The organism is Oryzophilus luti (assembly GCF_059726245.1).
Genome location: NZ_AP040874.1, coordinates 1,565,312 through 1,587,741 on the forward strand (window position 1 = coordinate 1,565,312; position 22,430 = coordinate 1,587,741).

General features: G+C 63.3%; 21 protein-coding genes. 9 read left to right on the forward strand and 12 right to left on the reverse strand.

What is annotated here, in order from left to right:
- The first annotated feature begins 25 nt into the window (after positions 1 to 25).
- Genes AC6IZO_RS06730 through AC6IZO_RS06750 form a run of 5 tightly spaced genes read left to right on the forward strand, consistent with a single transcriptional unit; the run spans position 26 to position 5,159 of the window.
- Positions 26 to 922: a CheR family methyltransferase gene (locus tag AC6IZO_RS06730; protein WP_497809266.1), complete on the forward strand. Its 897-nt coding sequence runs from the start codon at positions 26 to 28 to the stop codon at positions 920 to 922.
- A 21-nt stretch (positions 923 to 943) separates the two neighbouring features.
- Positions 944 to 3,112: a chemotaxis protein CheA gene (locus AC6IZO_RS06735; protein WP_497809268.1), complete on the forward strand. Its 2,169-nt coding sequence runs from the start codon at positions 944 to 946 to the stop codon at positions 3,110 to 3,112.
- Positions 3,109 to 4,191, forward strand: a complete 1,083-nt coding sequence (locus AC6IZO_RS06740) for a protein-glutamate methylesterase/protein-glutamine glutaminase (protein ID WP_497809270.1) — start codon at positions 3,109 to 3,111, stop codon at positions 4,189 to 4,191. The genes AC6IZO_RS06735 and AC6IZO_RS06740 overlap by 4 nt, the downstream gene beginning before the upstream one ends.
- A 49-nt stretch (positions 4,192 to 4,240) precedes the next feature.
- Positions 4,241 to 4,675, forward strand: coding sequence for a response regulator (locus tag AC6IZO_RS06745; protein ID WP_497809272.1), 435 nt, complete (start codon positions 4,241 to 4,243; stop codon positions 4,673 to 4,675).
- 4 nt (positions 4,676 to 4,679) lie between these two features.
- Positions 4,680 to 5,159: a chemotaxis protein CheX gene (locus tag AC6IZO_RS06750; protein WP_497809274.1), complete on the forward strand. Its 480-nt coding sequence runs from the start codon at positions 4,680 to 4,682 to the stop codon at positions 5,157 to 5,159.
- A gap of 79 nt (positions 5,160 to 5,238) precedes the next feature.
- On the opposite strand, the gene AC6IZO_RS06755 is transcribed toward AC6IZO_RS06750, so the two are convergent.
- Positions 5,239 to 6,612, reverse strand: coding sequence for a YncE family protein (locus AC6IZO_RS06755; RefSeq protein ID WP_497809276.1), 1,374 nt, complete (start codon positions 6,610 to 6,612; stop codon positions 5,239 to 5,241).
- A 243-nt stretch (positions 6,613 to 6,855) separates the two neighbouring features.
- On the opposite strand from AC6IZO_RS06755, the gene AC6IZO_RS06760 reads away from it, so the two are divergent.
- Positions 6,856 to 7,614: a DUF92 domain-containing protein gene (locus AC6IZO_RS06760; RefSeq protein WP_497809278.1), complete on the forward strand. Its 759-nt coding sequence runs from the start codon at positions 6,856 to 6,858 to the stop codon at positions 7,612 to 7,614.
- A gap of 40 nt (positions 7,615 to 7,654) precedes the next feature.
- Here the strand turns inward: AC6IZO_RS06760 and AC6IZO_RS06765 are convergent, their stop codons facing one another.
- A complete protein-coding gene (locus tag AC6IZO_RS06765; RefSeq protein WP_497809280.1) occupies positions 7,655 to 8,755 on the reverse strand; it encodes a hypothetical protein in 1,101 nt (366 codons plus the stop codon).
- 256 nt (positions 8,756 to 9,011) lie between these two features.
- On the opposite strand from AC6IZO_RS06765, the gene AC6IZO_RS06770 reads away from it, so the two are divergent.
- A complete protein-coding gene (locus tag AC6IZO_RS06770; RefSeq protein WP_497809282.1) occupies positions 9,012 to 9,797 on the forward strand; it encodes a cyclase family protein in 786 nt (261 codons plus the stop codon).
- A 97-nt stretch (positions 9,798 to 9,894) separates the two neighbouring features.
- Here AC6IZO_RS06770 and AC6IZO_RS06775 read toward each other — a convergent pair whose 3' ends face one another.
- From AC6IZO_RS06775 to AC6IZO_RS06785, 3 genes are all read right to left on the reverse strand, one after another.
- Positions 9,895 to 10,062: a hypothetical protein gene (locus AC6IZO_RS06775; RefSeq protein WP_497809284.1), complete on the reverse strand. Its 168-nt coding sequence runs from the start codon at positions 10,060 to 10,062 to the stop codon at positions 9,895 to 9,897.
- A gap of 290 nt (positions 10,063 to 10,352) precedes the next feature.
- Entirely contained in the window at positions 10,353 to 10,967 is a 615-nt protein-coding gene (locus AC6IZO_RS06780) for a YdcF family protein (RefSeq protein WP_497809286.1), read from the reverse strand.
- A gap of 2 nt (positions 10,968 to 10,969) precedes the next feature.
- The gene (locus AC6IZO_RS06785; RefSeq protein WP_497809288.1) at positions 10,970 to 11,629 is read right to left on the reverse strand and encodes an L-threonylcarbamoyladenylate synthase; all 660 of its coding nucleotides are present in this window, start codon (positions 11,627 to 11,629) and stop codon (positions 10,970 to 10,972) included.
- Positions 11,630 to 11,776: 147 nt separating this feature from the next.
- On the opposite strand from AC6IZO_RS06785, the gene AC6IZO_RS06790 reads away from it, so the two are divergent.
- Positions 11,777 to 12,595, forward strand: coding sequence for a TrmH family RNA methyltransferase (locus AC6IZO_RS06790; RefSeq protein ID WP_497809290.1), 819 nt, complete (start codon positions 11,777 to 11,779; stop codon positions 12,593 to 12,595).
- Between the two features lie 5 nt (positions 12,596 to 12,600).
- Entirely contained in the window at positions 12,601 to 13,962 is a 1,362-nt protein-coding gene (locus AC6IZO_RS06795) for a replication-associated recombination protein A (protein ID WP_497809292.1), read from the forward strand.
- 633 nt (positions 13,963 to 14,595) lie between these two features.
- Here AC6IZO_RS06795 and AC6IZO_RS06800 read toward each other — a convergent pair.
- The 7 genes from AC6IZO_RS06800 to glgA form a co-directional block, all read right to left on the reverse strand.
- Positions 14,596 to 15,027 (reverse strand): CoA-binding protein, encoded by a 432-nt coding sequence (locus tag AC6IZO_RS06800; RefSeq protein WP_497809294.1) that lies wholly within the window; start codon positions 15,025 to 15,027, stop codon positions 14,596 to 14,598.
- Positions 15,028 to 15,172: 145 nt separating this feature from the next.
- Positions 15,173 to 16,303 carry a hypothetical protein gene (locus AC6IZO_RS06805; RefSeq protein ID WP_497809296.1) on the reverse strand — a complete coding sequence of 377 codons (1,131 nt, stop codon included), beginning with the start codon at positions 16,301 to 16,303 and terminating at the stop codon, positions 15,173 to 15,175.
- A gap of 22 nt (positions 16,304 to 16,325) precedes the next feature.
- Positions 16,326 to 17,430, reverse strand: a protein-coding gene (gene prfB / locus AC6IZO_RS06810; RefSeq protein WP_497809298.1) for a peptide chain release factor 2 whose coding sequence is annotated in 2 segments (ribosomal slippage) — positions 16,326 to 17,360 and positions 17,362 to 17,430 — 1,104 coding nt in all. Because the reading frame shifts where the segments join, the coding sequence is not laid out codon by codon here.
- Between the two features lie 113 nt (positions 17,431 to 17,543).
- The gene (gene lnt / locus AC6IZO_RS06815) at positions 17,544 to 19,148 is read right to left on the reverse strand and encodes an apolipoprotein N-acyltransferase (RefSeq protein WP_497809300.1); all 1,605 of its coding nucleotides are present in this window, start codon (positions 19,146 to 19,148) and stop codon (positions 17,544 to 17,546) included.
- A gap of 127 nt (positions 19,149 to 19,275) precedes the next feature.
- Positions 19,276 to 20,136 carry a RibD family protein gene (locus AC6IZO_RS06820; RefSeq protein ID WP_497809302.1) on the reverse strand — a complete coding sequence of 287 codons (861 nt, stop codon included), beginning with the start codon at positions 20,134 to 20,136 and terminating at the stop codon, positions 19,276 to 19,278.
- 25 nt (positions 20,137 to 20,161) lie between these two features.
- Complete coding sequence (locus AC6IZO_RS06825; protein ID WP_497809304.1) at positions 20,162 to 20,806, reverse strand: hypothetical protein; 645 nt, start codon at positions 20,804 to 20,806, stop codon at positions 20,162 to 20,164.
- Positions 20,807 to 20,908: 102 nt separating this feature from the next.
- Entirely contained in the window at positions 20,909 to 22,354 is a 1,446-nt protein-coding gene (gene glgA, locus AC6IZO_RS06830; protein WP_497809305.1) for a glycogen synthase GlgA, read from the reverse strand.
- Positions 22,355 to 22,430 lie beyond the last annotated feature (76 nt).

Below are 22,430 nucleotides of genomic sequence, written 5' to 3' on the forward strand. Positions count from 1 at the left end.
GGGCTCGGAACGGATTATTAAAACGATGGACTCCTTATCTCCCAATGTAACGCTCACCGAAGCGGAGTTGAAGTTGCTGCAAACCCTGATTTATCAGGAATGCGGCATGTACTTCGACGAGCGCCGCGCGCATTTTCTGCAGGACCGTCTGCAGCGCCGGCTGAAGATTTGCGGGCTGGACACGTTCTACAGCTACTACCGTCTGCTCACCAGCCGCGAGGGCAAGGCGGAGCTGGGCGCGCTGCTGGAGAATCTCACGGTCAACGAGACCAGCTTCTTCCGCAACCGTCCCCAACTGGACCTGTTCCAGAAAATGATTCTGGAGGACATGCTGCACAAGAAGCAGGAGCGCCGCGACTGGAACCTGCGCATCTGGAGCGCGGGCTGCTCGACCGGACAGGAGCCCTACACGCTGTCGATGATCGTGGCCGACGCGCTGGCCTACTACTACCTGCGCAATCCCCTGCCCTTTGAGATGCCATCGCCGAAGCCGCTGATCCCGCCGCCGTGGAAGGTCGACATCCTGGCCTCTGACATCAACTACTCCGTGCTGCGTGCGGCGCAGGAAGCCAGCTACCTTGAGCACCAGATGGAGCAGGTGGACTACACCTTCCGTCTGCGCTACTTCGACAAGACCGGCGACCGCTACGCGGTGAAGCGCAACCTGAAAGAGCTGGTTCACTTCGACTTCCACAATTTGAAGACCGAGTTCCTGCCGGCGCGCAATGACGTCATCTTCTGCCGCAACGTCATGATCTATTTTGACGACGCCGAGCAGAAGCGGCTCATTCAGAAGTTCTGGCGCTGCTTGAATCCGGGCGGCTATCTGTTCGTGGGCCATGCCGAGAGCCTGTTCGGGCTGACCGACCAGTTCCGCATGATCCACGAGAACAACGGCACCGCGTATCAACGTATCGACTGACGACTCAACCGAGGACGAACCGTGGGAATTTTCTCCGAAGACCGGGCCAACGAACTGCGCAATCTCTTCTTTGAGACGGCGCAGGAGCTGCTGCAGGCGCTCAATGAAGAAGGTTTGCAGTTGGAAAAGACGCCCGGAGACATGGAGATTGTGCGCAGCATCCGGCGCACCGTGCACACGCTGAAGGGCGACGCCGCCGCGTGCGGCTATCGCGAACTCAGCGAGAGCGCGCATGCCATGGAAGACGTCCTGACGCCGGAAATTGCGTCGCGCTCCGGCAGCGCCGTCCCCGAGTTAATTCTGAGTGCGGCCGATACGTTTGACAGCATGTTGCAGGCCTACCGCAGCAACATGCCTCCGCCGGAAGGCAAGACCCTTCGCGAGCTGATTCAGCGTGTGGCGGAAGGCAAGACGCAGGAGCAGGCCGAGTTCAATCCGGAGTTCAACTGGAACGACGCCGAAATTGAGCAGATACGGCAGAGCGCCGTGCGCGGGCAGGCGGTCTACAACATCGCCCTCACGCTCGACCCGCAGTGCGCCATGCGCGCCGCCGGATTGCAGCTCATCCGCATTGCCATGCAGCAGGTGGGCACGCTGGTGGCCTCGCGTCCGGAGGAGAACTCCACGGAGATCCCCGACCTGATTGAGGCGGCACTGGCCAGCCATCATCCGGCGGAGTGGATTGAGAAGAAGTGCCGTGTACCGGGCGTGGTCTCGCAGATTCGCGTTTCCATCTGCACCGCATCGGCGCCCGATGCCGCGGCCAAGCCGGAGAGCGAAGCGACACCCGCTCCTCAAGCTCCGGAGTCCGCACAACCGGAAGCAGCGACAGAAACGAAGACCAACGGCGATGCCGCGCAAGCCCACGATCACGCCACCGAGGCCACGGTGCATGCGCGTGAGATAGCCGCGCCACAGACCGAGGCCGGCAAGGCTGCCGCGCGCCGCGCCGAACGCGCCGCCGTCAGCAGTTCCAGCGACTCGGTCATCCGCGTGGAAGCCGACCGCATTGACGCGGTGCTCGACCTGGTGGGCGAGCTGATCATCGCCAAGAGCATGTTGCAGCAGAGCCTGCTGGAAGTAACGCACCGCTTCGGGCGCGATCCGCTGCGCAACAAGCTGGCAGACGCCGTCGCCTTCCAGTCGCAGACATTGAACAAATTGCAACGCTCGGTGATGAAGATCCGCATGGTGCCGGTGGAGCAGATGTTCCGCCGCCTGCCGCGCGTGGTGCGTGACGTGGCCAAGTCACTCGGACGCGAAGTTAACATCCTCATCGAGGGCGAGGACACCGATCTCGACAAGAGCATTCTGGATGCGCTGGCCGAGCCGATGATGCACATGGTCCGCAATGCCGTGGACCACGGCATTGAGCCGCCCGACGAGCGCGCCGCAAAAGGCAAGCCGCGCGAGGGCACCATCCGCCTGACCGCCTACCACCAGGGCAACCAGGTGGTCATTGAAGTCAGCGACGACGGCCGCGGCATCGACAAGGAACGCGTCGTCCGCAAGGCCATCGATAAGGGCGTGATCACCTCCGATGAAGCCACCAAGATGAGTGACGGCGAGGCGCTGGCGCTCATCTTCCACTCCGGACTTTCCACACGCGATACCGCCACGGAATTCAGCGGACGCGGCGTGGGCATGGATGTGGTAAAGGCCGTGATGGAGCGGCTGAAAGGCTCGGTGACCGTGAGCAGCACGCTGGGCGAAGGCACCACCATGCGCCTGCGCGTGCCGCTGACGCTGGCCATTATCAAGGCCCTGCTCTTCCGCGCCGGCGACCAGCTCTACGCCGTGCCGGTCAACGCCGTGCTGGAGATCATGCGCGGCGCCGAGGACGAAGTACACATCGTCAAGGGGCATGAGGTGTTGCAGCTTCGCGACGAGGTGATGCCGCTGGTGCGCATGCGCAAGCTGCTGGGCGCGCCCGAAGCGCGCGGGAAGAAGTTATTCGTGCTGGTGGTCTCCGTAGGCGACCGCAAGTTCGGCTTGGTGGTGGACCGCATGATGGGCGAGCAGGAGCTGGTTATCAAGGCGCTGGACACCAACCTGGTGACCACGGACCTGATCAGCGGCGCCTCCATTCTGGGCGACGGCAAGGTGGTATTGATTCTGAATCTGCACGCGATCATCGGCCGCAGCACGGGCCGCGCGCGCGACGTACGCCACGTGGAGGTCACGGCATGAGTCCGCTCCGGGTGCTGGTCGTCGATGACTCCGCGCTCATGCGCAAGATGATCCCGATGCTCATTGAGCAGGATCCGAATCTGCGCGTGGTAGGCACGGCCATGGACGGCGAGTTCGCGCTGAAAAAGATTCCGGAGCTGCGCCCCGACGTGGTGACGCTCGATCTCGAAATGCCGCGCATGGACGGCATCGAGACCTTGAAGCAGATTGTGCGGCAGTTCCCCGATCTGCCCGTGGTTGTGGTATCGGCACACTCGCGAGAGGGTGCAAGCTCGACATTCAAGGCGCTGGCGCTGGGAGCGTTCGACTTCATCGCCAAGCCGCAGGACGCGCTGACCGGGCACATGGATACCATCGGCGAGGACCTGATCCTGAAGCTGAAAGCGGCCACGTTGCAGCGTGCGCGCCGCGCGCGCAAGGTGACGCTGACGGCCGCAGGCATCAAGCGGACCGAGCCGAAGCAGCCGCTGACGCGCGACCACACCACGCGCATTGTGGCCATCGGCGTCTCCACCGGCGGGCCGAACGCGGTGGAATATGTGCTGTCACACCTGCCAAGTGATTTTCCGGCAGCAATTCTGATTGTGCAGCACATGCCTCCGGGCTTTACCGAGATGTTTGCGCGGCGGTTGGACGAGGCCTGCGCCATCGACGTGAAGGAAGCGCAGTCCGGCGACCTGTTGCTGGCCGGGCGCGCACTGATAGCCCCGGGCGACCGCCATATGAAGGTGCGGCGCGCCATCAGCGGCGGCAGTGTGGTTTTGAGTGACGATCGCCACGAGTGCGGGCACAGGCCTTCGGCCAACGTGCTGTTCCGCTCGGTGGCGGAAGAATTCGGTTCCCGTGCGGTTGGCATCCTGATGACCGGCATGGGCGAGGACGGCGCCAACGGACTGGGCCTGATGAAACAGGCCGGCGCGCTGACCGTGGCGCAGGACGAAGAATCGAGTGTGGTGTTTGGCATGCCTCGCGCGGCCATTGAGCGCGGCTATGCCATGCGTATCGCAAGTTTGTCGGAGATACCGGGATTCCTGGTGTCTCACTTTTCAGAAACAGGCATCGGGGTTGACCCGGCCTGATTGAACAATGCAGTCCGTGCTTGTCACGGACGGATGTGAGGAACCTTATATGGAGCAATTCCCCGCCCTGTTACGCAGCAGCGATGGGCAGCCAATTCGCTACCTGGTCGTGGACGATTCGGTGTTTGCCCGCAAGAACCTGGCACGCATCATCGAAGCCTTCGGCGGGCAGCTTGCCGGTGAGGCCGGCGATGGGTGCACGGCCATCACCGAATATGACCGTACGCTTCCCGACATCGTGCTGATGGACATCACGATGCCGCAGATGGAGGGCATTGAGGCCGCCGAGCGCATTGTGCACTCGCACTCCGACGCCCGCATCGTCATGGTTTCCAGCGTCGGCTACCAGGAAAACATTGTGGCGGCCCTGCAGAAGGGCGCGCGCCATTTCGTGCAGAAGCCGGTCAAGCCCGAACTGCTGTACGAGGTCGTAAAATACGTACTTGGAGACTTCGCCACCGCTGGTGCGGCGGCGGGAGAGTAGTCACATGAGGATGGAACTGATCCAGCCGTTTATTAATGCGGCCGATGCCGTCATGGCCGAGACCCTGCACGGCACCACCCGCGTCACCGATATGACCATGGAGCAGGAGGCCTACAACCGCCACGGTGCGGCCGCCCTGATCGCCTTCTCCGGGGACATTGAAGGACGCATTATTTTCGATTGCGAACCCCAGACGGCCCTGAAGGTCGCCGAGCACCTGTCGGGCGGCGAGGTGGAAGCCAGCGATGAACTGGTGCGCGAGACGGTGTGCGAACTGGCGAACCTGGTCATCGGCAACGCCATCACCGTGCTCAACGACCAGGGGTTCCACTTCAAGGTTCATCCGCCGCTGGTGCACATGGATTCACGCGGATTTGAAGGCACGGAAGACACCGAGGCCCTGGTGATGGGCTTTGAAACCACCGGCGGCAACGTGACGATGAACATCGCCATGCGCTACAACCGCCGTCGCGCCCACGAGTAGCCCCCCCCGCAGAAGCACTCCTCACATCATGCAAAAGGGGCGGACCTGAGTCCGCCCCGCCTTTTGCCTTCCGGCAAAACTACTTCACGGTATAGGGATTGACGCGATTGGCGATGTAGACCGGCCGCTGCAATGGGCAGCTGGAAGTCGTCGCTGGGGTGCAGGTGCAGGTATCGCCCTGCGTGGGATCGCACTGCAACGGCGCCGCCAAGTTGAGCAGCACGCTGTCGGTCGCGGTCTCAATGACCGTGGTGCTGTTCTTGAGATCGCCAGTGGCAGTGGTGGCCACAAAGACGCGCGAACCGTCGACGGAGGCCGCCAGCCAGTTGGCACGGGTGGACGCATCGGTGGTATCGGTGCCAATCGTGATGGTCTTGGTCAACGAGAAGTTGGTGCCACCGCTGGCCGGAGCCTGCACCACGCTCACGGTGTTGGTTCCGGAGTTGGCAACGTAAGCCCGACTGCCGTCCTCGAGAACGTCGATGGCCTTGGGCGAGGTGCCCACGGCGAAGGCCGTGGTCATGGCCGTCGGCAGCTTCGGCGTCGTCAGGTCAAAGACCGAGATGGTGTTGCTGCCGGTGTTGGCCACGTAAAGCCGGTGGTAGTGACCGTCCAGCGCCATGAATCCCGGATTGGTGCCGCCGGTGGAGATGGTGTTGACCACGGCAGCCGAGGCGTCCTCAAAGTTCACATCAATCACGCTGATGGTTCCATCGCCACGGTTGAGAACGTAGAGGTATTTGTAATCCAGGCTCATCACCGCATAAACGGGATTGCTGCCCACGGTGATGGTGTTGGTGACGGCGTAGGTCTTGGTGTTGACCACGTAAACCACGCCAGTGGAATCCAGCACAAACACGTTGCCGGCATCCTGCGACATCACGGCAAACACGGGCGTGGGGCCGACGCAGATATTGTGTGAGATGGCCACGTTGGTGGACAGGTCAAACTCGCGAATGGAACCGCTGGACGGGCACGGATAGCTCGGATCGGAGGTCGCGCTGATGTAGCCACTGTTGACGATGAACGTCGACGTGAAGCTGCTGCTGTACATGCGCGCAATCGAAATCGGCGACGAGCCGGTGGAGAGCGAACGCGTGGTCACGGTTCCCTGCACACCGGTGGTGCCATATAGCGTCGTGTAGTTGACTGCGTCACTGCCCGTAGCCGGGACATAGATGGTCGAAAGCGAAGGACCGAATGCCAGCTCGCTGACACCCACTCCCAGCTTACGATTCCCCGAATTGGTAGCGCCGCTGACATCGACAATGGTCAGTGAGGAATTGCTGGTTCCGTTGTTATTGGCCACCACCACTTCGTCCACGGTGGCGGGATCACCCGAGCCGGGAGAAACAGGATTCGCAACCGGACGATAAGTATCCCCACAACTGCTAGTCAATACGACTGCGGTGCTCAGGAGTGCCGCGACCACGGCCATCCGTATGAATCTCATTGACGCTCCGATGTGCCCTCAATTTGCCCAAAAGGGACCCAAACATTGTAGCGGATGCGTGAGGGTTGCACAAAGCCGGACTGATGGCACGCACAACGCTTCAGCCGGACCGCCGCAGGGATGTGCGAAGTCAGGCGCAGGCACTCCCGGTCGGCGCAGAGTTCGCGGCATTGCGCGCGGGATGGCACATCTCTGTTACGATGCAAGGCATCGGCCCGCGACGCGGACTGACAGGTTTCTCTCATGTTCGCCGGTCTCCCCAACCTCGCACTGTTGACCGCTCCGGGCGCACTGGTTGCCATCGGTTTCACGCTGGCGCTGGCGCTGGTGGCGTGGTCTCTGCGTGCGGTTACACCGGGCGCAGCCGCCGCCGGCTTGGCCCTGACCAGCGTCTTCTGCCTGGCGGTTGGCCCCCGCGGACTGGTGCCGGTCTTCTGCCTCTTCCTCCTCACATTTCTGTCAACCCGTCTGGGGCATTCCAACAAGCAGCGCAAGGGGCTTGCGGAGCGCAAGGGCGGACGCCGCGCCAACCAGATATTGGCCAACGTGGGAGTGGGGGTGCTGTGCGTACTGCCGCTGCTGTTCGTGGAAGGCGCGCCTGTGAGTCTGCTGCTGATTGGCATGTCAGCCGCGCTGGCCGAAGCCGCTGCCGACACCGTCTCCAGCGAGATTGGCCAGTGGGTGGGCGGCACGCCCATGTTCATTCTGACGCTGGAGGAATGTGAGCCGGGCACCGATGGCGGGCTTACACCGGCCGGAACATTCGCCGGTTTTACGGCAGCCTGTGCGCTGGCTGCAAGCTGCGTCTGGGCCGGGCTGCTGGCCACGCGCTGGGTTCCGCTGGTGATTCTGGCGGCGACGCTTGGCATGCTGTTTGACAGCCTGCTGGGTGCAACGCTGGAGCGCGATGGACGGCTCGGCAATGACGGCGTCAATTACTCGTCGGGCGCCTTCTCCGCCATGCTGGCCCTGCTGGTGGCGCTGCTGTTCTCGCTGCGATAAGACTCCCCGCGCAACCTTCTTGCGCATCCACCTTCGAAATTCATTCGGCAAGTTCGGGCGAGAAGTACCAGTGGAAATCGTCGGCGCGGCGGCGGTAGACGATGTTGCGGCCACTGCTGCCGTACAGTTCGTAGAACGGCGCATTGGGGGCGCTGCTGGCCGCCAGCGTTCCGGGCACAAGCTCCCAGTGCGCGGCAGTTCCATCCTTCACCAGCCGGTAGAGTCCCACGCGGACATCCGGGTTCAGCAGCGACGAAAGGCGCTCCTGCTGGCGCAGGCTGGCATAGACCTCGCCGCTCGCCAGCATGGCCAACCCGGTCATGTGAGTGCGCCGCTCGCCGGGAGCCAGCGACGCCGCTGCCTGCTCGGCAGCCATCCACGGACGATGCTGGATGCTCGGCAGCCGCCACCGTGAAAGCACGCTACGGGCGACGTCGTACTCAATCCACTCGTCGGTGGCACCTGCGTAGAGGCCGACACCGCCCTCGCGACAGAACAGCGCCGTCTCCGGATAGCCTGAAGCAACCGGGGAGCGCCCCGGCGGAAAGCTCTCGCGATCGAGCACCGCCTCAAGCTGGCGGCCATCGCGCAGGCTGATGCGGCGCAGCATGGCGCCGGAGCGGGCGGGCGTGTCAGCAGACGCAACATCGACCGGGTCGCCCACCGTCCAGACAGAATCCTCCTCGCAGGCCGCCACCGCACGGACACGATAGGAAGGCGACTCAAAGCGGCGGATGACATTCCCTGCCGGGGCGGCTGTACCGAGGAAGCAACTGGTCTCGGAGTTGTAGCGGTGTCCGCAGACGGCGACCACGACCGTGTCACCGGGGGTGAGCGTGGCGTCACTCAGCAGGAAGTCACTCAGCTCCGGCAACTGCAGGCGCAGTGAGGCGACTTCGCGCTCGCGGTCATAGATGTGAATCTCCCCCGCCAGCTCTGCGACCTGCAGCAGGCGGTCATGCAGCCAGACCGAGTGGCCGCTCGGCTGGACCTCATACGGGGTGGATGCCACGGGGGCACGCAGCAACGGACGCGTGGTGGCGTTTGCGGGTGGCTCCGCCGCCTGTCCTGTGATGCTCCCGACCGCCAATGCGCAGCCGCAGGCCAGCAGCGCAAGAGCCCTGGCCCTGCTTGCAGCCATACTCTTCTCCTGTCAGCAAAATCTTCGGGGGCAACTTGTCGAGAGCACCCTACACGGCGGAACGCTGCGAGGGAAATGAATTCTCAATACAATTTCGATTCACCATAGGCAAAACATTGCAGAGCAGCAGGCGGTGGCAGAGGAATGACGCAGCCCGAAGGTCACTATGCGGCTCAGGCGGCCTCGGCTAGACTGTTCGCGTGGCCCACAACCAATGGGCCGGGGCTGCGTCTAACAGTTGTACCCGGTACGCACGATGCGCTGGAGCACATTCATCCTCGGTTGGTCGCTGGCGGCGGCGCTGCTATTGTTTGCACAGCACCGAAAATCGCTGCCGGAGCACGCCATGTACCGCACCATTGTTGACCTGACGCACGCCGTGGCCGCCGACAATCCCAATTGGGACGGCGACACACCCACCATCAAGACCCGCACCACCAGCACGCACGAGCGCGAAGGCTTCTACGCCCGCGAACTGACCTTGAGCGAGCACACGGCCACCCACATGGACGCCCCGGCGCACGTCATCCCCGGCACCTGGACCGTCGACAAGATTCCGGCCGAGCGGCTGGTGCGCCCGCTGGTTGTTCTGGACGTAAGCGACCACGCCGCCGCCGATCCGGACTATCAGGTTTCACTCGACGATCTGGCGCGCTGGGAAGACCAGCACGGCCCTCTGCCGCAGGAGGCCGTCGTGATTGCCTACACCGGCTGGGAGCCGCGCTGGAACTCGATGCAGGCCTTCCGCAACCCCGACGCCAAGGGCACCATGCACTTCCCCGGCTATAGCGCCGAGGCCGCGCGCTTCCTGGTGGACGCACGCAACGTGGTCGGGCTTGGCATTGATTCGCTCAGCGTCGACCCGGGCAACTCAAAGGATTTTCCGGTGCACAAATATTGCGCTTCGCATGGCGTCTACCACCTGGAGGCCGTGGCCAACCTGAAGTCTGCTCCGGCCACGGGCGCAACCGTGGTGGTGACGCCCATGAAGATCAAGGACGGCTCGGGCGCGCCGGTGCGCATCCTGGCCATGGTGCCGTGAGCCGCGACGACGATGACATTGTAAGAATGAAAAGCCGGAGCGAGATGCTCCGGCTCTTTCTTGCCTTGAACTTCCTTGCCTTGAACCTCGGGCGAAGTTACTTCGCGACGGGCTCAACCGCCTTGATGAACTCCCACTTGCCGCGGCCGCAAAGGTTCTTGCAGCTGGGCAGGGTTTCGCCTTCCTTGAACTGTGCCGGCGTTTTGCAAACGCTGCACCAGTAAATGCCGGTCTGCGGCGCCGCCGTGCCTGATTGATGGGCCATGGAAAACTCCCGTGAAAAATTACCTGCCGAGCAGGACACATTTAGTGTATCGCGTTGGCCCCGGCGAATGAAAGAGAAGGAAAAGGTTTCGGCAGGTTGCGAAAGGTTTCAGAAGGTTGCAGAAGCTCACAGACGACTGCGAATCAATTGCCGGGTGCCCCATGTCTGCCCGCAGTTGGCAGACGTGGGATGCCGGAGGCTCGCACCCAGAGTAGTTCTCCGCTGCACGCGAGGCGAATGAATTCTTGGGGCTTCGTTCAGTCTTGGTCGGTCTGCTTCTGCAGCCAGCTTTAGTACCACCCGGTCAGGTGCAGGCGCCAGGCGGTGTAGCTGAGCGCCTCGCGGACGACGGTGGCGGCCTTGAACTCCACGGGGCGGCGGATCTCCACCGGGCGGCCCGAGGTGTAGACGGTGAGGCCCTGCGCGCGCAGCAGGTGCTTCACGCGGAACAGGTGGTAGGGGTCGCTGACGGCGATGCAGCTATGCCAGCCGTTGGCGCGCATGATGGTGGCGATGCGCTCGGCCGATTCGGCGCTGTTGTCGCCCTGGGTTTCGGCAATCACCTCGGGGTCGCGCAGGCCGAGCGTCAGCAGGTAGTCGTGGCCCACCTGGCCCTCGGTGTACTTGGGGTCTCCGCCGCTGCCGCCACTGGTGATAATGACCGGCGCGTAGCCGCTGGCGTGCAGGGCAGCGGCGTGGTCCAGCCGCGCCCGAAAGATGGGCGAGGGACGTCCACTGTATTCGGCGGCGCCGAAGACAACGAGGGCGTCCGCCGGACGAGCTTCATCAACATGCGCCTGGCGCACGATGCGGACACAACAGACGAACAGGTAGACGGCGACGGCCGCCAGTACGAGGCCGGCGAGTGAGAGCAGGACGGCGCGGCGCGTTTTCAGACGCGCCACGCTCATTGGTCTCCGAGAAGGTCTTCGATCTGCTGCGCCGGAATGACGCCCTCGCGGATCAGCTTCCAACGGCCGTGCTTCTCCGCCAAACTCACGATGGTCGTGTACTCATCGTGCGGCGACGCGCCGCCGTTGACCACGAACGGAACGCGTTCGGCCAGTTGCTGGCGAACCTCGTCGGCGGTGGTGCAGTCCGGCATGCCGGAAAGTCCGGCGGCGGTGGAAGTGATGGGGAAGCCACAGGCCTTCGAGATGGCCACGGCGATCGGCGCGTCCGGCAGGCGCAGCGCCAGGTTGCCGCTGTTGGCGGTCACCTTCAGCGGCAGGCGCGGCGCGGCCTTCACAATGATCGTCAGCGGCCCCGGCCAGAACTTTTCGGTCAGCAGGTGGAACTCGTCGGGAAGGTCGCTGGTCGCCATCTCCTCCGCCTGGTCCACGCTGGAGATGATGAGCGAGAGCGGCTTGTGGCGTCCACGCTGCTTGAGCTCGTAGATGCTCTCGACGGCGCGCAGATTGTAGGGATCGGCGGCCAGTGCATAGAACGTGTCGGTTGGAAGACCGATGACCTGCCCCTTGCGAATCTGCTCGGCGGCATAGATCACCAGTGATTCTTCCGGTGTCGTGGGATTGATCGATATGATTTCCGGGCGCACCCGATTCATCCTCTTCTTGGCAAGCTGAGCCGTGCGAACAGTAACATACTGTTCCGCGCCCCGCAAGCTGCTGCGGCAAGTACCCCCGCCGCGAACGCGGTATGATGACACTTGCCGCGCGTCGAGACATTTTACAATGCGCCGGGGACAACAGCCATGAATGAAACACCACTAGAACGCCTGCGGAGTGTCACCAGCCGCCAGAATCAGCTCGTAAAGGACCTTCGCCACGCCTCCACCCAGGCCGAGGCCACCGAGGACGGCTACATTGCCATTGAGGGCGTTCGCGTGCTCGAGGAGGCCCTGCGCAGCGGCGTGCGGCTGAAGGCCGTGTTTTTTGCCGAAAGCGCCCAGGACCGCGCCAGCCGCCTGCTGCCGCAGATCAATACCCGCACCGAGACCCTGTTGCTTCCCGATGAGGTCTTCAAAAGCTCCTGCTCCACGGAAAACCCGCAGGGTGTGGCCGCCCTTGCCAAGCTCAAGACCGTCCGCCCGGAGGACATTCTGGAGCAGCCTTCCCCGCTGCTGCTGGGCGCCGCCGCCGTACAGGACCCCGGCAATTTCGGCACCATGGTGCGCTCGGCAGAAGCCTTCGGCGCCGCCGCCGTGCTGGCCACCGAAGGCACCGTCAACGAACTGAACCCGAAGGTCGCGCGCGCATCCGCCGGTTCGCTCTTCCGGCTGCCGGTGCTGCGCATGAAGACCCCGCAGATGGTTGCCGCCCTGCGCGAGCATGGCATACGCATTGCCGTCACCTCGTCGCACAAAGGCTCGCCGCTCGACCAGGCAGACCTGCGCGGGCCGCTGGCGATCTTCCTCGGCAGCGAGGGCGCGGGCGTGCCCAAGGAACTGCTGGCCGAAGCCGACGAGCGCATCATTATTCCGCACTCGGAGCGCGTTGAGTCGCTGAACGTGGGCATTGCCGCCAGCATCGTGCTCTATGAAGCCGCGCGCCAGCGCCGCCGGGGCGAATAGCTCTTATGGGCCTTTTCAGCCAGGTTCCGAACGCAGAAGGACCGGTGGACCGCACGCGTCCGCTGGCCGAGCGCATGCGTCCGCGTGATTTGGATGAATACGTCGGGCAGGAGCACATTCTTGGCCCGGGCAAGCCCTTGCGCGTGCAGATTGAGAATGACGACATCGGCTCCATCATCTTCTGGGGGCCGCCGGGCGTGGGCAAAACCACGCTGGCCAAAATCATTGCGCACCGCACGCACGCCGAATTCATCGAGTTTTCGGCGGTCATGGCCGGCATCAAGGAAATCAAGCAGGTGATGACCGATGCCGAGCACTCGCGCCAGTACGGCACGCGCACTATCGTCTTCATCGACGAGATTCACCGCTTCAACAAGGCGCAGCAGGACGCGTTTCTGCCGCATGTGGAGCGCGGCAACATACGGCTGATCGGCGCGACGACCGAGAACCCGTCGTTTGAGGTCATCTCCGCGCTGCTCTCGCGCTCGCGCGTCTACACGCTGAGCCCGCTGAGTGAGGAGCAGATCGTCATTCTGCTGCGGCGCGCGCTGGAGGACGAAGAACGCGGCCTCGGCATCTTCAAGCTCACGGCGGAGGAGGCGGCGCTGGCGCGCATTGCGGCCTATGCCAGTGGCGACGCGCGCTCGGCCTACAACGTGCTTGAAGTGGCAGCCACGCTCGCGACCTCGGCGGCAGGCGGAGCCAGCGGCGCCGTCATTACGGCCGCCCATGTGAATGACGCGCTGCAGAGCCGCACCCTGCGCTATGACAAGGCGGGCGAGGAGCACTACAACCTCATCAGCGCCCTGCACAAGAGCGTGCGCAACTCCGATCCGGACGCCGCGCTCTATTGGCTGGTGCGCATGCTCGAAGGCGGCGAGGACCCGATGTACCTGGCGCGGCGCATTGTGCGCATGGCGGTCGAGGACATAAGCCTGGCCGACCCGCACGCGCTCGAAATCGCCATGGCCGCCAAGGAGGCCATCGACTTCATCGGCATGCCCGAGGGCGGGCTGGCGCTGGCGCACGCGGCTGTTTATCTGGCCATTGCACCCAAGAGCAACGCGCTCTACAAGGCTTACGGCACGGTCAAGCATGACGTGGCGGAGACCGCCGCCGACCCGGTGCCCCTGCACCTGCGCAATGCACCCACGCGGCTGATGAAGGAACTCGACTACGGCAAGGGCTACCAGTACGCACACGACCTGGAAGAAAAGGTGGCCGATATGCAGTGCCTGCCTGACAACCTGAAGGGCCGCCGTTACTATTACCCGACCGAGGAAGGCATCGAGAAGCGCATCAAGGAGCGCCTGCGGCAACTAGCCGAGGCCAAGGCACGGGCACGGCAGAAAACGCCGGAAGAATAACGCAACGCATACCCACCGCCTGCTGGACTTGCAGCAAGGCCATCGCTCGGCGCACGCCATGCCTCGGAATGCGCGCCACGCTCCAACACAACTCACTTCTCCGATGCGTCATCCTGAGGCGCAACGCGCTGAAGGATCTGCTGTGATGTTCGCTCGGCCGAAAAGGCAAAAGCAAATTCTTCGATTCGCTCAGGATGACGCGAGCTACACCGGACAATGCCCGATACGAAGCGTCCGACAAAACCACAGGAATTCAAAGCCTGCGCCAACTCGAGGCATCCAACCGATTCATACTTGGATCGCTTGGACGATAACGCACCACGACGGGACGGTGCTTTCGGAACCTCTTTCGTCCCGCTATGACCTTTCGCTTCTGGCAAAATGCAGGTTCCCAGAAACTCTCCCCGGTATACGGCCCGTCCTCGCCGATCCAGAATTGGAAGGCAACCGCCAGACGAAAACGCTCACCATCAATTCGTTCGCAAAGAGCCTCTGTGACCTCTCCCTGCGCAGTTGGCCAGTTCCAGCTCCAAAGAAACGACGTTGCATCGATCAAATCACCAAGCATGGGCTCACCTTGCAATCAATACGAAGAGTGCTTATCAGGAAGGTCACAGACAGACCGCAATATTATTACAAAGATTCAGTCAGTTCCCTCGCCCGCTTGCGGTGCTCCTTCAGGATGCAGCGGTCCATGTAGACCTCGTGTCCGGCGGCGCGGGCGCGGGAGGCGGCCTCTTCATGCACAATACCTTCCTGCAACCAGAGTGCAGGCTTCACTCCAACAGCTTCGGAATAGGCCAGCAGATCGTCGACAATCTCCGGCACGGCGTCGGCGCGGCGGAAGACGTCGACGACGTCGACCGGCTCCGGCACCTCGCGCAGGTTCTTGTACCCCCGCTCGCCGAGCACGTCCTCGCCCTTCGGATTGATGGGAATGATGCGGTAGCCCTGCTGCTGCATGTAGGCGGAGACGCCGTAGGCAGGGCGAATCTGGCTGCTGGTGAGGCCGATGACGGCGATGGTGTGCGCGCGCTGAAGCAGTTCGGTGACCGGGTCGGACATGTTGGCTCCTGCCGTATTCGATGCGCGCGTGCAGGCCAAAGCCGCACGGAACCCGCGAGTGCCGCAAACGAAAACAGCCCAGTCTCTGGGCAAAGAAACCGGGCTGCTGCTCTTTTCCGATCTTGCGGAGAACGAGCGGCCTGCTCTACTCCTGCTTCTTGGTCAGCCTTTGGCGCGAGAGGTTGAAGGCAACCTTGCGGACGGTCTCATTCACGTTCTTGTTCTTGGAGAGCGCCTGCAGGTCCTTGGTGAGCAGGTGCGGCACCAGCGGCATCGCCACATCAAGCGGCAGCCGCGGGTTGGCCACCAGCGCGCGGATGACGGCATAGTGCTTCATGTAGCGGCGGCGTGCTGCCACGCCGCGCAGCACGGCTTCCTGCACGTTCTTCATGCTGGCAATGCTCTCCATCTCGGTCTCGTTGATCTTGGGAGACTCGAGCACGGCCAGCGCCACCACCTTACAGCGGTCGCGAATGAGGATGAGCCGTTCGTCGCGCGAGCCGCGCATGGCCAGCTTGATGCGCCCGCCCACGTTCATGCGCGCGATCTTTTGCAGCGTGCTCATCTTGGAGGTGTCTTCGTCCTCCTGGGCACGGCGCAGGGCCAGTGCTGCTACGCCGTCAGCCCCGCCCTTGGACGCGCGATAGGCGTGATCCACGTCGTCCTCTTCGCCCGGCGTGGCGTGGGTCAGCTCAAAATCTTTATCGCCTTCGGCATCAATCTCATCTTGGAAGGACTTGAAGTAGGCGGCAATAGCTTCTTCGTCTTCTTCCTCCAACAGGTCCCTCGCGCCCGCCTCCGTGCCGCTCAGCAGCGAAAGCGAGCGCTGTACCTTCATCTGGATCTCTTCGCTGGCGTTGTGGTTCATCATCACGCCGCGCAGGAGCGACGGCGAGCTTTTGACGCGGTCCAGCTCGATCAGTTCGCGCAGCATCGGCTCGGGTCCGCCGGTTGCGGCGTGGCGAAGGAATTCCTCCGGCAGCGCCGGGTTGGCGGCCACGGCCCTCAAAACCGCTTTGCGCGAGCCGCGGGCGACAAAGAAGTACTGCAGCACGCTGACCGCCGCCTCCGGCATGTTGCAGACTTCAATCGCCGACTCGTCCGGCCAGCCAAACAGCGTTTCCTGCGCAACGCGTCCCACCTGGTAGTGGGTACGCAGTTCCACCAGCACTTCCAGCATTTCCTGCGCGGGAATGGCCAGTTGGCCGCGGGCGGCGTTGCGCAACACCGCTGGCGGCACCATGTCCGCGCGTATCTGATCGAGCAGCTCCGACATTGCCTTTGATCCCTTCTCCTGCTCAGCCGCGCTGTTCGGCGCGGCGCATCAGCAGGTAGGCACGCATCAATCCATCCAGGTCGCCGTCGAGCACGCGATCCACGTCACCCATTTCGAACTTGGTGCGGTGGTCCTTCACCATGCGGTACGGCTGCAACACGTAGGAGCGGATCTGCGAGCCGAAATCAATATCCAGCTTGCTGTCTTCAATCACCTTGGTTGCGGCGCGCTTCTTCTCCAGTTCGTACTCATACAACTTGGAGCGCATGATCTTGTATGCGCGCTCGCGGTTCTTGTGCTGCGAGCGTTCGTTCTGGCAGCAGACCACAATGCCGGTCGGGATGTGGATCATGCGCACGGCCGAATCCGTGGTGTTCACGTGCTGGCCGCCCGCGCCGCCAGAGCGGTAGGTGTCAATGCGCAGGTCTTCCGGCTTGATGACGATCTCAATGTTCTCGTCAATTTCCGGTGAGACGTAGATGCTGGCAAACGAGGTGTGGCGGCGCTTCTGCTGGTCAAACGGAGAAATGCGCACCAGACGGTGCACACCAATCTCGCTCGAGAGCAGACCGTAGGCAAACTCGCCTTCCACGCTGAACGTGGCCGACTTGATGCCGGCTTCTTCACCCGGCTGCAGATCGTTGACGACCGTGCCGAAGCCGTGGCGCTCGCACCAGCGCAGATACATGCGCATCAGCATCTCGGCCCAGTCCTGCGATTCGGTGCCGCCCGCGCCGGGGTGTATGGTGACGATGGCGCTGTTGCGGTCGCTCTCGCCGGAGAGCATGGTTTCAATCTCCAGGCGCTCCACCAGCGCGCGAAGCTCGGCCAGTTCCTTGGCGGCCTCGGCCTCCACCTCTTCGCCTTCCTTGGCGAGTTCGAAGTAGGCGACAATGTCGTCGGCGCGGCGCACCAGTTCGGCGTCGGTGGCCAACGCATCTTCCAGGCGCTTGCGCTCGCGCATCACCTTCTGTGAATTTTCCTGATCGGACCAGAACTCCGGGGCGGAGACTTTCTTCTCTACTGCCTGAAGCTTTTCGCGCACGCTGGACGCGTCAAAGATACTCCCGTAGCTCTCGGACCTTGTCCTTGAGGGCGGCGAACTCCTGCTCGAGCTGCTCAACCATGTGGCTTGGCTCCTGTACGGCGGCGGCTGGCGCCGCGGCCGCGAAAATCGAGGCAGAAACGCTGGTGCACCCCGCGCACACGCGTGCCCGGAGCTGCCTTGCGCTCTTGCTGCCTACACTGGCTGGGGCTGCACCATGTGCGTTGAGCCATGCCCACGCCAGAACAGTCCCACCAGCGAAATTATCGCACACAGGATCGGGAACCAGTCGCCGAAGCGCGTGTAGATGGTGGTGTCCTGCTCAAAGGCGTAGCCGGAAGTGAGCGCGGCGCGCTGGTTGCGCGGCAGGCTGGCGGTCACCCGGCCGAAGGGGTCCACCACGGCCGTAAAGCCGTTGTTGGTGGAGCGCAGCAGCCAGCGGTGATTCTCAATGGCGCGCATCCGTGCCATGTTCAAGTGCTGGCCCGGAGCACCACTCTCGCCGAACCAGCCATCGTTGGAGATGTTGAGGAACACCTCCGCGCCGTGGTCGGCAAACTGGCGAACCTCGTTCGGGAAAACCGCCTCATAGCAGATGAACATGCCCGCCTTGTGTGCGCCAAGCGTGAGCGGCGCGCGCGAGCCTCCACGCAGGAACGTGCCCACCTCGTGCGTCAGTGACTGCGCGAAGGAGAGCATGTTCGCGAACGGAATGTACTCGCCAAATGGCACCAGGTGAATCTTGTCGTAGCGGGCGGCGAACTTGCCTTCGGGCGTGAACAGCGCCGCCGAGTTGTAGACCTGGTTCGGAGCCGAGGTGGTGCCGTCCAGCGCGCCAACGCCGAGCGCTCCGGCGATAAAGTACGCGCCATCGCGGCGGGCCACCGCGTCGGCAACGCCAACAAAGACGGTGTCACTGGTGAAGAACGGCGCGGGCGACTCCGGCCACACGATCAACCCGGGCGTCTGCTGGTTCCGTGGCACGCGGCTCATGCGGGTGAACTCGTTGAGCGTGGAGGTGTAGCTCGCGGCGGTCCAGTCAAAGTCGAGCGGAAGGTTGTGCTGCACCAGTGTGACTTCGGCGTCCGTGGCCAGCGGAGCAGGCTTCACAAACTGCGTGCACTGCAAACCCACGGCTACCACAACTGCAACCGTCATCATGGTGCGGCGGCGCTGCTTGCGCACCAGAAAGGCCGCGACAAACGCGCAATTAACCAGCGCAATTTCAAACGAGATGCCGTAAACGCCCGTGACCGAGGCGATGCGCGCCAACGGGATGTTATCCACCTGCGCCGTACCCAGCAGCTCCCACGGAAAGCAGACGACATAGGAGCGCAGCAACTCCACGGCCACCCACAGGAACGGAGCAAGCACCAGCGCATTCCGAGTGAAGCCCGCGCGCGAGTGTGCCGCCGCAGCCAGCAGCGCACCAAAGACTCCATGATGCAGGCCGATGTAGAGCGCAAAGGCCACCAGCAGTCCGGCCGAAACCGAACGCGGCAGGCCGCCGTGCAGATACATGACGTTGAAGACCCAGTAGCAGCTTCCGGCGTAGAAGATGGTGCCCGACAGCCAGCCGAGCACGAAGCCCTGCCGGATGCGCGCAGGAACCAGATAGGAGAACGTCTCGTCGGTCAGCAACTGCGCCGCATCGGCTTCACGCGCACGCAGAACGGCGTAGACCAGCGGCGCCAGGCACACCCAACTGAGAAATGTAAGGTTCGGCCGGGGGAAGACCAGGACCTGCAATATCCCCGAAGCCACCGCCAGCAACCACGCGTTCTTGTGGATCGATTTCACCGAGGTCAGGATAACAAACCGTGCCGGATGCGATGTAAATTCCGCGCAACAATGCGCCGCTACGCTTGAGACACACCTGCGCGCGGGAAGACGACCGCGTTCCTCTCTGCTCGAAGCCCGCAGGCCCTCAAGCGCGGCGGAAGCGGTGGAACTGGTGGTCGGCGATGCGGCGCGCGCTCAGCCAGTGCCAGCGCACCACGTCCGGCTTGGCCAACGCGAGGTCAAACGCCACGGTCGGACGGATAAGCGTCGCCTCCGGGTCTTCGGCGGCGGGAACGTGCTGGCCGCTCTCAATGGGCGCGACCGTGATGAACTTCTCGTCGATAAGGTGCGCCGCAAGCAGACTGCTGTAGAGCTTGGGCCCACCCTCGCACAGCAGGTACTCAATGCCGTGGCGCTCGCGCAGCAGGCTCACCGCCACGGAGAGATCAATTGTGGAACCCGCGCCGGTCACCAGCAGCTTCACGTGCTGATACGCCGCGCTGAGTTGCGGCTCCAGGAACTTCGCGCCCTCCGGGCTGGTAATGATGAAGGTTTCGACGGGCGAATCCGCATCGAAGACGCAGTGCTCGGCCAGTGTGAGATCGCCCCGGCCCGTGACGAAAATATTGCGCTCCGGCCCTTGGCGCAGACGGCTCCGCAACTGGCGCAGGGTCGGGTCCGCGATGCGAAAGACCGGCCCGCGCGGGCGCGGATGCTGGCGCAGGGTCTCCAGTTTCAGCGTGCCGGTGCCGAGCATGACGGCGTCGGCGTGGGCGCGCAGCAGATCCATCAGCCAGCGGTCGTCCTCGCTCTGCGCAATGTCGCCGCCACTGGCGTCGCGCCCCAGCAGGGAGACCACGCCGTCGATCGTCTGCACAAAGTTGGCGTAAATCCACGGACGTTGCGGCGGCGGCGCCGGAAAGCCCAGCCTTCCGTAGCGCGCAAACACCGGGTCCAGCACCTGCGAGTGCTCGCCCTTGTCGAACAGTACCTGGAATTCGGACATTGTGTCCCCCACGGCTGTCTGAGGATTATACGGCGGGAGAGGCGCTGAGCGGCATTGCGGTGGCGCGCATGGCCGCCAACCGCGCCCGGACAAAGTCCACCACCTCGGGCGTGATGTAACCCGGCACCCTCAGCGGCAGCACCGGCTTGCCCGCCAGCAGCTTCTGCGAGACTCCGCTCCAGCCGGTCATGACATGGTCTTCGCGCACCAACAGCGCGTCGGCACGGTCCAGATAGGCGCGCGTGGATTCCTTGAAATCCGCCACCGTCGGATCGAGCACCACAAGGTAGAGATCGGGCTTCACAAAACGGATGATCGAGTTCGACTCAAACAGGACGTTCGCGCGGTTGGCCATCAACTGGCGGATGCCCGGCATGGCCTCGGCCAGGTAGCCCTGGCGGACGCGCACCCAGTAGCAATGTTCGGCCCCGGCCACCAGCAGGCGCGAGCTGTCATGCGCGCCGCTGCGGTCCATTTCCTCGCTGATGGCGGCGGCGTGATCGGCAGTGGCGCAGGTGCAGTCTCCGCCATCGCGTGCGCAAATGGCGTTGCCGAACTGCGTGATCTTGAAGGCTGTCCAGTTCTGTTCGCGCAGCGCCGCAATGAGCCCGGCGGCCACGCTGGTCTTTCCAATGTTGCGCGAATGTCCCCCGACTACGATGGTGGGCATAAATTCAGAATACCTGATGAGACGCGCCCTCTGCTGAAGCGCACCTGTAGTCAGTTGGATGCGGAAAGCGTGCCCCCGGTTGCATCCGCCGCGCCGCAGACCTCAGCCGCGCTGCGCCTGCACGCGCTCGTAGATGTTTACGTACTCCTTGGCCGCCACCGTCCAGGAGAAGTCGCGGGCCATGCCGTTGCGCATCAGCTTCTGCCAGGCAGCCTTGTCGCCAAAGGCCCGCACCGCCTGATGGATAGCCTCGAGCAACGCCTCGCCCGAGTATTCGCGGAACTTGAATCCGGTTCCCTTGCCCGTGCGTGCGTCCCACGGCTGAATCGTGTCGTCCAGCCCGCCTGTGGCGCGCACAATCGGCACAGTGCCGTAGCGCAGGCTGTAAATCTGGTTCAGGCCGCAGGGCTCGTAGCGCGAAGGCATTAGGAACATGTCCGCTCCGGCCTCCACAAGGTGTGCAATCGCATTGTCGTAGGCAACTTTGACGGCAAACTTCGCCGGATACTGCTTGGCGAGCCGCCGGAACAGGTCTTCATACACCTTCTCGCCCGTGCCCAGCGCCACCACCATCACGTCCTCGCGCGCCAGCCGGTCGGCAATCTGCGAGATCAGGTCGAAACCCTTCTGGCCGGCAAAACGCGAAACAATACCCAGCACCGGCGCCGCGCTCTTTTCATTCAGTCCGAATTCGCGCAGCAACTCCCGGCGGCATTCCGCCTTGCCCTCCAGCCGCTGCGCCGAATACATGCGCGGCAGGAATTTGTCCGCTTCCGGGTTCCACTCTTCGTAATCCACGCCGTTCAGGATGCCCACAACCGAGGAAGCCCGGTCGCGCAGCACGCCCTCCAGACCAAAGCCATATTCGGTCGTCTGAATCTCCTGCGCATACTTGCGGCTGACCGTGGTGATCATGTCCGCGTAGGTCAGCGCGCCCTTCAGCAGGTTCACCTTGCCGAAAAATTCCAGCTTCGTGATGGTGAACAAATCCCACGGCAGCATCAGCAGCGGCAGCGTCTCCGGCGCAAACAGCCCCTGGTAGCCGATGTTGTGGATGGTGAAGACCGTGGAAACCTGCGCGAAGCTCGGGTCGTCCTCGTAGAGTGAGCCAAGCAGCACGGGAATGAGAGCGCTCTGCCAGTCGTGGCAATGGAAGACGTCGGGCACGCCGAGCAGCTTGCTGGCCTCCAGCACGGCGCGGCAATAGAGCGCGAATCGCTCGGCGTTATCGCGGTAATCGCCCAGCGGGGTTCCATAAAGAGCCTCGCGGTCAAAGTACGCCGGGTGGTCGATGAAGTAGTATTGAACGTTGCTGCGCACGCCGCCGTCGAGGACCGAGCAGAAGCGGTAGTGGTCGTCGAACGGAATGGTGATGCTGGGGATGACGACCTTGCGCAATTCCAGGCGCGTCTGGCGGTAGAGCGGCAGGTACACTGTTACCTGGTGGCCAAGCGCCGCCAGTGCGCGGGGCAGCGCGCCGACCACGTCGGCCAGCCCCCCGGTCTTGGAAAACGGAACACACTCGGACGCTGCGAACGTAATGCGCAAGTAGAGCCTCCGGCGTTGCGGGAACGTAGGTGGATTGCAGGCCCGGCTCACCCGCCCGGGCAACATTGAAGTCTAA